Here is a 13091-nt window from a genome sequence, read left to right on the forward strand (position 1 = left end):
GCTATGCCTTCCCGGGATCGTGGATGCGGTAGCCGAACCCGCGAACGGTGACGATCATCGGCTGCTGCTCGGTGTCGATCTTCCGCCGCAGGCTCGAGATGAATCGTTCGACGACGTTGGCGTCCCCGCCGAAGTCGTACATCCAGATCTCCTGGAGGATGACACTCTTCGAGAGCACCCTGCCGGCATTGCGCATGAGCAGTTCGAGCAGACGGAACTCCGTCGGCGACAGCTCGACCGGGTTCCCTGCCCGGGACACGAGATGCCGGTCGACATCGACGCTCAGGTCACCCACCTGCAGCAGATCATCCACGGTCGGTGACTCGTCACCAGCATACCGCCGGCGCAGTATCGCCTCGATGCGGGCGATCAACTCGGTCGCATTGAACGGCTTCACCAGGTAGTCGTCGCCGCCGAGCCGAAGACCACGCACCCGGTCGTCCACACCGTCCCTGGCGGAGAGGAAGATGATGGGGATCCGCGCGTCGCGATCGCGGATGAGGCGCGCCAGCTCGAAGCCGTCCATCATCGGCATCATCACGTCGAGCACGACGACATCCGGCCGGTCGGTGGTGATGGCCTCGAGAGCGGGTATCGCGCCGTCGGCGAGCGAGGTCTGGAACCCGCTGAAGGTGAGTGTCGACTCGAGCATGGCACGGATCTCCTCATCGTCGTCGACGAGGAGAACGCGCGGGCTCATGTCGCCATCCTCTCAGTCATCACACCGAAGCCGGTGGACCCCACCGGGTCCGGCACCGGAATCGTCCGCGCGCGCCGGACGCCGACGAACACCGCGCCGGCGCCGACGAGCGCCCACACGATCAGGCACAGGACCGGAGCCGCCAGGGCGGACCCGAGGTCTGAGGCCGGGATTTGCACGGCGATGCTCGTGAACGCGGAGACGGGGAGGAACGGATCGAGGGCGGCGATCCACGGGGGCGCGGTCTGCAGCGGCAGTGCCGCCGAAAGGGTCGCGAGCTGGAGGAGGGTGAGGACCGCGACCGCGACCCCGCCCCAGCGGCCGAGGAGCACACGGAGCCCGGTCACCACGGCCGTGAAGGCGATGGCGGCCAGCACGGCGACGGCACCGAACGCGATCCCGGAGGCCAGGTCGAGTCCGAATGCGGCGAGCACCAGGGTCACCACGAGCCCCTGCGCGGCGGCGATCGCGGTCGCGCCCCGCAGCACTCCGAGCGTGAGGCGCCCGGTGGACATCGGCGACATCAGCGCCGCGGCCGAGAGCGCGCGCGACCGGATCAGCATCGTCGCGACGGCGCCGATCCACAGCACCACTGCGGCGATCACCGCCGGCAGCCAGCCCGCCGCCGAGCTGTTCGCAGTCGTCACGACGGTGACCGGCTGCGCGACCACGTCCGCGAGATCGCTGATCTCGTCGTCGGTGTAGGCCGGGGCCGCGGCAACGCCCTCGGCGAGCTTCGCGGCCAGCTCGTCGGCACCTGCGGAGGCCTCGTTCGCCCCGGCGACCAGATCGGCGCCGCCGGTCGCGACGGTGTCGGCGCCCGTCGCCGCATCGGCCGCGGCGACGGCGAGGCGATCGGCGCCCGAGGCCGCCGTCTGGGCCCCGGCCACGAAGTCGGCAGCACCTTGCGCGTAGGTGGCGGATGAGCCGGCGAGGGTCTGGGCGCCCGAGGCGGTCGCCGCTGCGCCGTCCGCGACCTGGCCTGCTGCCGTCGCGAGTTCTCCGGCCGACGATGCCGCCCCGGCGACCGCGCCGCAGTACTGCGGCCCCGCGGTCGGCGGGCAGGACGCGGCGAGGTTCGCGAGCGCACCGGCGAGCTGCTGCTGCGACGCCGCGATCGCGGCGGCGCCGTCGCCGAGCTGGGTCGCACCGGCCGCGAGCGTGCCCGCGCCCGCGCCGAGGTCGGCCGCTCCGTCGGCCAGGACCGTCGCGCCCGCCGCCAGCCGGTCGTTCCCGGCCGCGACGTCGGCCGCCCCCGCGCTCAGCTGATCGAGCCCGTCCGCCACCCGGGTCGTGCCCGCGCCGAGTTGCTCCGCGCCGTCTCGCACGCGTGCGGTGCCGTCGGCGAGCTGCTCGGCGCCGTCGGCGGCGTCGGCGAGCCCGCCGGACAGCTCATCGATGCCGGAGAGGGTGCTGCTGACGAATGCGGTGGTGATCTCGCGGCCGAGGGTGTCGGCGGCGGTCTGGGTCACGATCTGCGCGGCCGCCGCCGACGCAGGGGAGGCAGCGGGGTCGGTCTGCAGCGTCAGCCCGGTCGCGACCGGATCGTCGCCGCCGGCCGAGAGCACGGAGGCCGAGAAGTCCTCCGGGATGGTCAGCACCGCGAAGTAGTCGCCGTCGCTGAGCCCTTCGGCGGCGTCGGTCTCGTCGGTGACGGTCCAGCCGAGGGTGATGGAGTCGTCGGCGGGGTGCACGAGCGCATCCGTCAGGGCCCGCCCTGCCGCCATGGGCCGGTCACCCGTGACGATCTGGTCGTTGTTGACGATGGCGACCGGGATGTCGTCGATTCGCTCTGCCCGATCCGCCGACCCGGCCGCCAGCACCGCGGCGCCGGCGAGTGGCAGAGCGATCGCGACCCCGACGAGGAGCGCGAGTACGCGGTGACGGCTGCGGTTCATGCTGAAGCTCCGATCTCGAGTGGGAGAGACGACGCGGTGGCAGCTGCGGCCTCGGCCGCGGTGCCGGACCCAGACCCGGACCCGGACCCGGACCCGGCCACGATCACGGTCGCGCCGGCGTCGGCCAGCCGTCGGACATCGCCCGGGGGCGGCGGGTCGGGGAGGAACAGGATGCGAGCGCCGCACGCATACGCCACCGCCGCCGAGAGCAGCTGTCGGGCGCACCGGTCCAGACCGGCGAGCGGCATATCGATGTCGGCGAAGAGGTCCTGCACGATCCGCAGACGCTCTCGCCGGACCCCGCGCCGGCCGCCGGCCAGCCCGATCAGCGTCAGCGCGTGGTCCCGCGCCGTGCCGGAGAGCGGGATGTCGTCCCCGGCGGCGACCGCCGTGAGACGCCGGGCCCTGGCGGCTGACTCGGGGAGCACCAGCCCCGCAACGGTCAGCGATCCGGAGACGAACGGTGTCCGGCCGCTGAGGGCGTGGAGGAGCACGAGCTCGGCGTCGGGCGCACGGCCGCCGCCGAGTGCCGCCGTCTCACCGAACCGCACGTCGATGCTGAGCGGCGGATCGCTCTCCCTGACCCGGAGCTCATGGGCGCTGATGGCGAGGCCGGCGGCATCCGTGTCGTCGACGGCCGTCTGCCGCAGCACGGCTTCGCCTTCGATGTCCACGACCGGAAGGACCCGTCCCAGCCGGCGCGGCAGCCACCAGGCAGACCGGCCGAGGGCCGCCATGATCGCGGGCACGAGCGTCATCCGCACCAGGAACGCATCGACGAAGACCCCGACCGCGAGGCCGAACGCGATGGGCTTGATGGTGTCGGTGCCGCCGGGCACGAAGGCGACGAACACGGCGATCATGATCACCGCGGCGGCGGTGACCACAGGAGCGGAGTGCCCGAAACCGCTCTGCACCGCCGCCCGTGCGTCGCCGGTGTGGCTGTACTCCTCGCGCATCCGGCTGACCAGGAACATCTCGTAGTCCATCGCGAGCCCGAACAGCACCCCCATGACCAGGATGGGCAGGAAGCTCACCAGCGGGCCGGGCGAGTCGCCGCCGAGCAGGGGCGGGAACCACCCCCACTGGAAGACGGCGACGATCGCACCGAACGACGCTCCGACGGAGAGCAGGAATCCCACCGTGGCCTTGATAGGCACCCAGATGGACCGGAAGACGAGCAGGAGCAGCACCAGCGAGAGCCCCACGACGGTCAGCGTGAACGGCAGAAGCGCCGCCTGCATCCGCGCGGAGATGTCGATGTTGACCGCCGTCGTGCCGGTCACCCGGATGTCCGAGAGGCCGTACTCCTCCTCCCATCCGGGTGCATCGGCTCGGAGCTCCGCCACGAGCGCCGCCGTTCGGGGGTCGTTCTGGCCTCCCTCGGGGATGACGCGGAGGAGGCCCGTGTCTCCCGCTGCGTTCGGGGTCGCCACCGGAACGGCCACCACCCCGTCGAGGCTCTCGAGCTCGCTCTGCAACTGGTCCAGCGCTTCGACGGGCTTGTCGGTCGACAGCACATCCGTGGTGAGCAGGAGCGGCGCATTCCACCCCGGGCCGAAGGATGCGGCGACGGCGTCGTAGTGGTCGCGTTGCGCGCTGCCGACCGGCTGCGTGCTGGCGTCACGGAGGCCCAGCTGCATCGTCGTGGCCGGCAGGGCGATGGCGCCGACCCCGAGCACAACGAGCACGATGGTCACGGCCGGCGCCCGCGTGATCAACCGCACCCAGCGCTGCGCGAGCGGCGGCTTCGTCCGGGACTTCCGAGACTTCCGAGGCCCCCGCCGGGCACGGGGCCGGAGTCGTGTGCCCGCGAGCAACGCGATCGCGGGCAGCAGGCTGAGGGCGACCAGCACCCCCATGGCGACCGCGACCGCTCCGCCGATCGCCATGGTCGTCAGCGTCGGGATGCCGACCACGAGCAGCCCGCCCAGCGCGATGACGACGGTGAGACCCGCGAACACGACGGCGGTGCCGGCAGTGCCGAGAGCGCGCGCCATCGCCTCGCCGGGCGGCTGCCCCTGCGCCAGCTCATGGCGATGCCTCGACAGGATGAACAGGGAGTAGTCGATCGCCACCGCGAGCCCGAGCATGCTCGAGAACGCCGAGGTCGACGGCGAGATCGCGGTCAGATGCGACGCGATGAACAGGCCCCCGAGGGTCAGTCCGACGCTCGTCAGCGCCCCCACGAGTGGCATCCCGGCCGCGAGCAGCGACCCGAAGACGATGAAGAGCACAAGCAACGCGATCCCCATGCCGATCACCTCGCCGAGATGGCTCTGCTCCTCCTGCACCGTGTAGCTGCTGCCGCCGATGGTCGAGACGACACCGTCCGCGTCCGTGGCTGCGGCATCCCGAGCCTCGTCGAGCACGGATTCCGGCGGTTTGCGGTCGTCGAACTGCACGGTGGCGAGGGCGGCATCGCCTTCGTCGTCCAGGGTGAGGTCGTCGACCGCGCTGACCCCGGCGACCCCCTCGACGGCGGCGACTGCGTCCAGCCGCGACTGCACGACCGCGCGATCCGCGGCGTCGCTGATGTCACCGTCATCCGCTCGGAAGAGTAGTTGCGCGCTCGCACCGGAAGCCGCGGTGCCGAAGCGGGAGGTGAGGATGTCCTGACCCTCCTGCGATTCGGTACCGGGAATCGAGTTGTCGTCTTCGAAGGCGGCCCCGGCCGTGAAACCGACGCCGCCGATCACGAGGAGCAGTGCCACCCAGACGCCGATGACGGCAAGGCGGTGTCGGCCGATGAATCGGCCCAGGCGGTGCAGAGCGAGCGACATGAATCCTCCGTGACGAACTGGGGTCGCGTTCCATCCGAATGCCCACGCCTGACGGTCGCCGCCCCGCGTACCTGACGGTCTCCTGACGGGATGCGGTCGCGACGGGTTCGTCAGCCACCCGTCAGCGCACCGTCAGGTGGGCCGGCGTCTCGCGTGGAGGGTGCCGTGCTCGACTCGCTGAATGGCTATCACCCGCCCGCGTCGCGTGCTCCTCATCGTCCTCGGATCGGTCCTCGCCGGACTCGCCGCCCTCACGGTCACCGCAGAGCTGCTCGCCCGCACGCAGATCGACTCGACCCTCGACTCGCTCACCGCCGGTACCCCGGGGATCGAAGCGGGCTCCGGGGACGGTCTCGCGCTGTGGTCGCTCGCCACCGGACGCGCCGCGATCACGGTGACGGTGGACGACACCGCCCTGCAGAGCATCCTCGCCTGCCGAACCGGCAAGGATGTCTCGGTCTCGACCAGCCGCGAGGGAATGGACGTCGAGATTTCGATCGAGCTCCCGGAACGAACGGTTCCCGTGAACATGCGACTCGTCCCCCGGGAGGAGGACGGGAGTTGGCTGCTCGTGCCCGACGCGGTCGGAGTCGCGGGGTTCTCTCTGCCGGCACCGCAGGTGGCTCGTCTTCTCGGCGACCGGGCGCCTGACTGGTTGGGCACCGGCATCGCGCTGCCCGCGGCTGGCGGTCTGTCGGTGACCGATGTCACCGTGACCGCCGGAGAGACCCGGCTGTCCGTCTCCGCCCCGATTACCCCGCCGGCAGCCGACCGCGACAACCCGTTCGCCGCACTCGTGTGCGAGTGACGGAACACCCCATCCTGAAGGAGATTTGATGAGCACCCCTGACGAGAACCCGAGCGCTGACGAGGCGGCCGACACCGAGGCCACGGGCGGAGTGACGGAACGACCGCGCTCACGGCGCCAGTTCCTGAAGATCGCGGGCGTCAGCGCGCTCGGCGCCGGCTTCGCGATCAGCGCAGGCATCCCCATCGTCCGGCACCTGACCAGCCACACACCACCACGGGTGGCGCCCGTTTCCGGTGGCACCCTGCGAGTCGATCACGTGACCGTCATCGATCCGCGGGACGGCAGCCGCCGAGACGACACGTCCATCCTGATCGACGGCGGCCGAATCATCGCCGTCGGCGCGCTCGATTCCCTCCCCCGCACCAGCGGGACCACGGTCGTCGACGGTGCCGGCCGGTTCGCGGTTCCCGGCTACAACAACATGCACACCCACGCCATCCAGGCCGAGAAGCCGGCCCTGATGATGGCGACGATGCTCGCCGAGGGCGTCACGGGGATGCGGCAGATGCTCGGCACCACCGACCTCCTCACCTATCGCGCCGAAGGCCGTCTTCCTTTGTCGACCACCACCCCGCGCCTGCTCGCGATGCCGGGCGACATCCTGACCCCCTTCAACGCAGGCTCCGTCGACGACGTGCGGCGCGCCATCGACGACCAGTACGACAACGGCGCCGACTTCATCAAGATGATCCTCACCGATCGCGACGTCTTCTTCGCCGCCATCGAGCACGCCCACGCCAAGGGTCTCCGAATCGCGGGCCATCTCCCCGAATCCGTCCTCCCCTCCGAGGCGTCGGCGGCGGGATTCGACTGCATCGAACACCTCGGCGCCTCCAACGGCATCTGGATCGAGACGTCGTCGCGACGAGAGGAGCTCTGGGCCGAGGACGACACCGCCCTCCCCGTTCCGCACTGGGTCGCCGGCCTTCCCTTCGCCGGCGAGGTCTTCACCGCCACCTCCGCGAAGAAGCTCATCAATCCCGCCGCCTTCGACCCGCCCGAGGCCACCGCGTTCGTGGCCCGAGCCATCGCCTCCTTCGACGAGAGCGCGACCCGGGCGCTCGCCGCGACCTTCGTCGCGAACGGCACCTGGCACTCACCCACCCTCGTGCGCTTGCGCACGCAGTACCTGATGGACGATGCCGCCTACCGCGACGATCCGTGGCTCGAGCGGATGAGTCCCACTGTTCGACGCGACTACGACGACGTGCTCGCCACCTACCGGGCCCTCCCCGCCGCGACCCGGGAGACCTACGGGCAGGTGTACGACGCCGTGCTGGCGACGACCCGGATCTTCCACGAGGAAGGCGTGCCGATGATGGCCGCCACCGATGGCCAGGGCAAAGCGCCCGGCCAGCACCTGCAGCTGGAGTTCCAGGAGCTCGGCAAGGCGGGCATCTCCCCGCTCGACGTGCTGCGCATGGCCACCACCACGCCGGCGGCCTTCCTCGGGCGCTCGGCGACGATGGGTGTCATCGCCCCCGGAGCCGACGCCGACCTGCTCCTCCTGGGCTCCGATCCGACGTCGTCGATCGACGGGCTCGGTTCCATCACGGCCGTCGTGCGGGACGGGCACCTCACCACGTCCGAGGAGCTGGACGCCCTGATCGACCGACTGACCGACGAACCCGAGTCGGATGCAACGAGCTTCGGCATCGACCCGTCGACCGCGACGTACTGCTGCTGAGCGCAGTCGCCCCTGCTCCCTCTTCGCGACCCGTCGATTTTGAGGGTCAGTCGTCGCCGAGGAGGATGGCGGCGGCCGCGATCATCTCGAGCATGCGCTCGCGCATGTGCCCGATGTGCTTCTTCACCGCCGGCTCGATGCCCGCGTAGTCGTGGGCGACCATGGCGCGGTAGAGCTCGTCGTACTCCTCGGCGCAGGAGAGCAGGCGCGACTGCATCGACGCCGCGCGCAGCCAGAAGCGCTGGATGCGCCGCCGGGTCTCGCGCACCGTCTCGGCCACCAGCACGTTGCCCGAGAGCGTGTTCGCGTAGCGGTGGAACAACTGGTCGGCGAGCGCCCAGCTCTGCCGGTCGTCGTTCGCCGCCGCCTTGTACATGTCGTCGACGTAGCCCTTGAGCTTCTTCGCCTCGTCGTCGGTGAGGGTGGAGGCCGCCTTCCGGCAGATGTACGTGTCGAGCACCTCGAGCAGGTCGCAGGCGTCGTTGACCTCGGTCGCGGTCAGCTGTGAGACGGTGAAGCGCGCGTTGTCGGTGCGCTTGACCAGCCCCTCCTTCTCGAGTCGCTGCAGGGCCTCGCGCACCGGGGTGCGGCTGATGCCGAGCTGACTGGCGAGCCGGTTCTCGCTCAGCGGCGACCCCGATCGCAACCGGAAACCCGTGATCTCGGCGAGCAACCACTCGTATGCGTCATCGACGCGGGAACCCGCCTCGGAAGAAACGGCCATCATCACCTGCCCTCAGCATCCGATTGTAGTGCGCGGATGCGTGAGGCAGGCCCGAACGCCCAGGCGGCTCAGGCGGCCAGGAGGAAGGCGCTCGGCGCGTCGACGTGAGCGTGAGGGCCGGGAGCGGTGCCGCGGAGCTCGGTGCGCGACTCGAGCGAGATGACGGGGGCGACGGGTCGGGCGGCCGCGGGAGTGGTGGGTGCCGCTCCCGCGAGCTCGCGGCTGACCGCGTCGAGCAGCTCGGCGAGCGACAGATCGAGCACGCGGCAGACGGTGGCGAGGATCTCGCTCGACACCTCCTTGCGCCCGCGCTCGATCTCGGAGAGATAGGGCACCGACACCCGCGAGTCCCGCGCCAGATCGCGCAGCGTGAGGCGGCGTTCGAGGCGGATGCGCCGCAGAACGTGACCGATCGCGTGGCGGAGGAGCATGAGCCCAGGCTACGACGCGAGCCCGGCCCGGCGCATCCGTTGGGCCGGGCGGGTCGCTCGTGTCTGCTGACAGCAGAATCCGGCGCCGCGTGCGGTCTGCCCTTGGCAGATCTGCCGACCGCAGAAGCGGGGGTGACGGATGCGCGACCCGGCGCATCCTGAAACCTCACCCGGCCCTCGGGCCGCACCGGAAGGATTCCCATGACCGACAGCCCCGCCGCCACCGATCCCCAGATCTACCGGCGCCTGCTCGACGAGCGCATCGTCTTCCTCGGCACCGAGGTGACCGACGTCGTGGCCAACGAGATCTGCGCGAAGCTCCTACTGCTGAACGCGGTGGCACCCGAGAAGGACATCTACCTCTACATCAACTCACCCGGCGGATCGGTGACCTCGGGGTTCGCCATCTACGACACGATGAACTTCGTGCAGGCCGACGTGGTGACCGTGGCCCTCGGCTTCGCGGCGTCGATGGGCCAGTTCCTGCTCTCTTCGGGCACGCCGGGCAAGCGCTACGCCCTCCCCAACGCGAGCGTCGTCATGCACCAGCCGCACGGCGGATTCGGGGGTTCGGCGGCCGACATCCAGACCCAGGCGAAGCAGATCCTGGCCTTCAAGCACCGGATGGCCGAGCTCACGAGCGCTCAGACCGGACGGCCGCTCGCCGAGATCACGGCGGATGCCGACCGCGACCGGTGGTTCACCGCGGCCGAGTCGCGCGAGTACGGCTTCGTCGACCACATCGTGTCGTCGGCGCAGGGGCTGCGGGGATAGCCGGGCTGCAGGCTGCCGCGTTCAGGCGGCGCTGCCGAGCTCGCGGAGGACCTCGGCGAGCTCGTCGACCGCCCAGTCGAGGTCGGCCTCCTCCACCACGAGCGGCGGGGCGAGGCGGATGGTCGAACCGTGCGTGTCCTTCGCAAGGATGCCGCGCTCGAGCAACAGCTCGCAGACGCGGCGTCCCGTGGCGAGGTTCGGGTCGATGTCGATGCCCGCCCAGAGGCCCGCGCCGCGCACCGCGACCACACCGTGGCCGATGAGCTGGCGCAGTCGGGAGTGCAGCCGGCCGCCCAGCCGGGTGGCGCGCTCCTGGTAGGTGCCGGACGCGAGCATCCGCACCACCTCCAGGGCGACCGCGGCCGCGAGGGGGTTGCCGCCGAAGGTGGAGCCGTGCTCGCCGGGGCGCAGCACGCCGAGCACGTCACGGTTCGCCACGACCGCCGACACGGGCACGATGCCGCCGCCGAGCGCCTTGCCGAGGAGGTACACGTCGGGCACGACGCCCACGAGGTCGCAGGCGAAGGTCGCGCCGGTGCGGCCGAGACCGGACTGGATCTCGTCGGCGATGAACAGCACGTTCTGCTCGGTGCAGAGTTCGCGCACGGAGCGGAGGTAGTCGTCGGGCGGAACGATGATGCCCGCTTCACCCTGGATGGGCTCGAGCAGCACGGCGACCGTGTCGGGGTTCTCGTCGAGGGCACGGGTGAGGGCAGCCGAATCGCCGTAGGGCACGCGCACGAATCCGGGGGTGTAAGGGCCGAAGTCGTCGTGTGCCACCGGGTCGTCGGAGAAGCTCACGATGGTGGTGGTGCGGCCGTGGAAGTTGCCGTCGGCGACGATGATCGTGGCGCGGCCCTGCTCGACGCCCTTCACCCGGTAGCCCCAGGCGCGGGCGAGCTTGATGCCCGACTCGACGGCCTCGGCGCCGGTGTTCATGGGCAGCACCATGTCTTTGCCGGCGAGCGCGGCCAGCTCGGTGACGAAGGGGCCCAGGCGGTCGGAGTGGAACGCGCGGCTGGTCAGGGTGACCCGGTCGAGCTGTGCTTTGGCCGCCTCGACGAGCCGCGGATGCGTGTGCCCGAAGTTCACCGCCGAGTAGGCGGCGAGGCAGTCGAGGTAGCGGCGGCCGTCGACGTCGGTGACCCAGGCGCCGTCGCCCGAGGCGATGACGACGGGCAACGGATGGTAGGTGTGGGCGGCGTGCGCGTCTTCCATCCCCATCGCGCGGGACGCGGCGGCGGAGTCGGATGGGCTTTCCGCCCGTGAACGCCCGCCACGCCAAGAAAGCCCATCCGACTCCGCCGCCGCTTCGTCGTGGGCCGGCGCCGCGCCCGCCCTGGTGTTGTTGAACGTGCTCATGCTCGGAGCTCCAGGGTGCAGCACTTCACGCCGCCGCCGCCGAGGAGGAGTTCGGAGAGGTCGACGCCGATGGGGTTGTAGCCGCGCTCGCGGAGCTGGCCTTCGAAGCCTTTCGCGCGCGACGCGATCACGACGTTGAGGCCGTCGGAGATCGAGTTGAGGCCCAGCACCGACCCGTCCTGCTCGCTGACGATGATCGCATCCGGGTAGAGGCGTTCGAGGGTGCGGCGGCTGGCGTCGTCGAACGCGCTCGGGAGGTAGGCGATGTTCGCGCCGGCGTCGTCGGTGAGGGGGTCGAGCACGGAGATCGCGGTGTCGAGGTGGTAGAAGTTCGGGTTCACGAGCGTGAGGCTCACCACCTCACGGCCGAACAGGTCGGCGACCTCGCGGTGGCTGTCGGTGGCGCTGCGGAACCCGGTGCCGGCGAGGATGCGCTCGCCGACGAGCAGGAAGTCGCCCTCCCCCTCGTTCACGTTCTTCGGCTCGACGACCTCGAAGCCCTGCTCCCGGAACCACTCCATGAACGCGGGCCCCTCGGGCTGACGCTGCGGATGCGTGAACTTCGCCCCATAAGCCACGTTGCCGATCACGAATCCGCCGTTGGCGGTGTAGACCATGTCGGGCAGCCCCTCGACCTGATCGATCAGCTGCACCTCGTGGCCGAGTTCGCGGTAGGTGTCGTAGAGGGTCTGCCACTGCCGCACGGCGAGGCTCGTGTCGGTGGGGACGGCGGGGTCCATCCACGGGTTGATGCGGTAGGCCACCGTGAAGTGCTCGGGGCGGCACATGAGGTAGTGCCGCGGGGTGGCGGTGCGGCTGCGCTGCGTGCCCTGCTCGGCGGGAGCGGAAGCGGGATCGAGGGTCGGGGTCGGGGTCGACATGTGGTCTCCTGACACGGGGTGCTCGAGCGATCGGCAGTCCGATTGCTCGAAGTGCGGATGGCGGACCAGCGCGCTGTCCTGGGGCCCCGACCGGGGCACGCCGTCTTCAGTTTGACACGCACTTTCCGCTGTTTCGCGTCGTGGCGCAGCTGAATGTTGCGGAGATGCGGCATCCACGCACATTCCTGGCGTAGCATCGCGGCATGGACGCTCTCGACCACCGCATCATCGATTTGCTCAAGATCAACTCCCGAAGCGGGTACGGCGACATCGGACAGGTGGTCGGGCTCTCGGCATCGGCGGTGAAACGGCGGATCGACCGTCTGGTGGCCGACGAAGTGATCACGGGCTTCACCATCCAGCTGAACCCCGCGCTCGACGGCACGGTGACGGAGGCGTATGTCGAGCTGTTCTGCCGGGGCACGGTGGCCCCGGCGGAACTCAAACGCATCCTGTCCGGCGTGCCGGAGGTCGTGGACGCCGGAACCGTGACGGGGAGCGCCGACGCCATCGTGCACATCCGCTCGCGCGACATCCCGAGCCTCGAGGATGCGCTGGAGCGCGTCCGCATCGCCCCCAACGTCGATCACACGCGGAGCGCGATCGTGCTCTCGAACCTCATCCGGCGTTGAGCGCTCGGCGTTCGGGGGTGGCGTGATGGGCGAACTCGGGTTCGAGCTGCAGCTCGACGACGCCTCGGGGGTGCCGCCGTTCGAGCAGGTGCGGGCGCGTATCCGCGATGCGATCTCGGCGGGTGAGCTCGCGGCTGGCGCGCGGTTGCCGACCGTGCGCGCGGCGGCGGCCGAACTCGGCCTGGCGGTGAACACGGTCGCCCGCGCCTATCGCGAGCTCGAGGCGGATGCGCTGATCGAGACCCGCGGACGCCTCGGCTCCTTCGTCGCGACCTCCGGCTCGGCCGCCCAGCGCGAACTGCAGCGCTTGGCGCGCGCCTACGCCGACCGGGCCTTCGCCCTCGGCATCCCGCCCGAGGAGGCCCTCGGCCTCGCCCGCGCCGCTCTCGGCCTTCCCGCCTGACGCGC

At 70.8% G+C, this 13091-nt stretch carries 12 protein-coding genes; 5 read left to right on the top strand and 7 right to left on the bottom strand.

All coding sequences use genetic code 11. The features are described 5' to 3' along the window. Position 1 precedes the first annotated feature (1 nt). The 3 genes from AC3WLB_RS18020 to AC3WLB_RS18030 are packed head-to-tail and all read right to left on the bottom strand — an operon-like array spanning position 2 to position 5381. On the bottom strand, positions 2-700 hold the full coding sequence (locus AC3WLB_RS18020) for a response regulator transcription factor (protein WP_492508342.1): 699 nt from the start codon (positions 698-700) through the stop codon (positions 2-4). Then, positions 697-2598, bottom strand: a complete 1902-nt coding sequence (locus tag AC3WLB_RS18025) for a YhgE/Pip domain-containing protein (protein ID WP_492508344.1) — start codon at positions 2596-2598, stop codon at positions 697-699. The genes AC3WLB_RS18020 and AC3WLB_RS18025 overlap by 4 nt, the downstream gene beginning before the upstream one ends. Beyond that, a complete protein-coding gene (locus AC3WLB_RS18030) occupies positions 2595-5381 on the bottom strand; it encodes an MMPL family transporter (protein WP_492508346.1) in 2787 nt (928 codons plus the stop codon). The genes AC3WLB_RS18025 and AC3WLB_RS18030 overlap by 4 nt, the downstream gene beginning before the upstream one ends. Before the next feature lie 181 nt (positions 5382-5562). On the opposite strand from AC3WLB_RS18030, the gene AC3WLB_RS18035 reads away from it, so the two are divergent. Together AC3WLB_RS18035 and AC3WLB_RS18040 are read left to right on the top strand one after the other, a co-directional pair. Beyond that, positions 5563-6189 (top strand): hypothetical protein, encoded by a 627-nt coding sequence (locus AC3WLB_RS18035; RefSeq protein ID WP_492508348.1) that lies wholly within the window; start codon positions 5563-5565, stop codon positions 6187-6189. A gap of 28 nt (positions 6190-6217) precedes the next feature. Further along, positions 6218-7879, top strand: coding sequence for an amidohydrolase family protein (locus AC3WLB_RS18040; RefSeq protein ID WP_492508350.1), 1662 nt, complete (start codon positions 6218-6220; stop codon positions 7877-7879). Between the two features lie 46 nt (positions 7880-7925). Here AC3WLB_RS18040 and AC3WLB_RS18045 read toward each other — a convergent pair whose 3' ends face one another. Then, complete coding sequence (locus AC3WLB_RS18045; protein WP_492508352.1) at positions 7926-8603, bottom strand: GntR family transcriptional regulator; 678 nt, start codon at positions 8601-8603, stop codon at positions 7926-7928. Positions 8604-8671: 68 nt separating this feature from the next. After that, a complete protein-coding gene (locus AC3WLB_RS18050) occupies positions 8672-9034 on the bottom strand; it encodes a helix-turn-helix domain-containing protein (RefSeq protein WP_492508354.1) in 363 nt (120 codons plus the stop codon). Positions 9035-9235: 201 nt separating this feature from the next. On the opposite strand from AC3WLB_RS18050, the gene AC3WLB_RS18055 reads away from it, so the two are divergent. After that, positions 9236-9808, top strand: coding sequence for an ATP-dependent Clp protease proteolytic subunit (locus tag AC3WLB_RS18055; protein WP_492508356.1), 573 nt, complete (start codon positions 9236-9238; stop codon positions 9806-9808). Between the two features lie 21 nt (positions 9809-9829). On the opposite strand, the gene rocD is transcribed toward AC3WLB_RS18055, so the two are convergent. Both rocD and ddaH read right to left on the bottom strand, forming a co-directional pair. After that, complete coding sequence (gene rocD, locus AC3WLB_RS18060; protein ID WP_492508513.1) at positions 9830-11032, bottom strand: ornithine--oxo-acid transaminase; 1203 nt, start codon at positions 11030-11032, stop codon at positions 9830-9832. 134 nt (positions 11033-11166) lie between these two features. After that, the gene (gene ddaH / locus AC3WLB_RS18065; RefSeq protein ID WP_492508358.1) at positions 11167-12051 is read right to left on the bottom strand and encodes a dimethylargininase; all 885 of its coding nucleotides are present in this window, start codon (positions 12049-12051) and stop codon (positions 11167-11169) included. A gap of 203 nt (positions 12052-12254) precedes the next feature. On the opposite strand from ddaH, the gene AC3WLB_RS18070 reads away from it, so the two are divergent. After that, positions 12255-12683 carry an Lrp/AsnC family transcriptional regulator gene (locus tag AC3WLB_RS18070; protein WP_492508360.1) on the top strand — a complete coding sequence of 143 codons (429 nt, stop codon included), beginning with the start codon at positions 12255-12257 and terminating at the stop codon, positions 12681-12683. 25 nt (positions 12684-12708) lie between these two features. Beyond that, complete coding sequence (locus AC3WLB_RS18075; protein WP_492508362.1) at positions 12709-13086, top strand: GntR family transcriptional regulator; 378 nt, start codon at positions 12709-12711, stop codon at positions 13084-13086. Positions 13087-13091 lie beyond the last annotated feature (5 nt).

Source organism: Herbiconiux sp. FW305-C-125 (assembly GCF_058783455.1).

Coding starts and splice junctions, on each gene's coding strand:
- AC3WLB_RS18020 (WP_492508342.1), bottom strand. CDS start 700: ATGAGCCCGCGCGTTCTCCTCGTCGACGACGATGAGGAGATCCGTGCC.
- AC3WLB_RS18025 (WP_492508344.1), bottom strand. CDS start 2,598: ATGAACCGCAGCCGTCACCGCGTACTCGCGCTCCTCGTCGGGGTCGCG.
- AC3WLB_RS18030 (WP_492508346.1), bottom strand. CDS start 5,381: ATGTCGCTCGCTCTGCACCGCCTGGGCCGATTCATCGGCCGACACCGC.
- AC3WLB_RS18035 (WP_492508348.1), top strand. CDS start 5,563: ATGGCTATCACCCGCCCGCGTCGCGTGCTCCTCATCGTCCTCGGATCG.
- AC3WLB_RS18040 (WP_492508350.1), top strand. CDS start 6,218: ATGAGCACCCCTGACGAGAACCCGAGCGCTGACGAGGCGGCCGACACC.
- AC3WLB_RS18045 (WP_492508352.1), bottom strand. CDS start 8,603: ATGGCCGTTTCTTCCGAGGCGGGTTCCCGCGTCGATGACGCATACGAG.
- AC3WLB_RS18050 (WP_492508354.1), bottom strand. CDS start 9,034: ATGCTCCTCCGCCACGCGATCGGTCACGTTCTGCGGCGCATCCGCCTC.
- AC3WLB_RS18055 (WP_492508356.1), top strand. CDS start 9,236: ATGACCGACAGCCCCGCCGCCACCGATCCCCAGATCTACCGGCGCCTG.
- rocD (WP_492508513.1), bottom strand. CDS start 11,032: ATGGGGATGGAAGACGCGCACGCCGCCCACACCTACCATCCGTTGCCC.
- ddaH (WP_492508358.1), bottom strand. CDS start 12,051: ATGTCGACCCCGACCCCGACCCTCGATCCCGCTTCCGCTCCCGCCGAG.
- AC3WLB_RS18070 (WP_492508360.1), top strand. CDS start 12,255: ATGGACGCTCTCGACCACCGCATCATCGATTTGCTCAAGATCAACTCC.
- AC3WLB_RS18075 (WP_492508362.1), top strand. CDS start 12,709: ATGGGCGAACTCGGGTTCGAGCTGCAGCTCGACGACGCCTCGGGGGTG.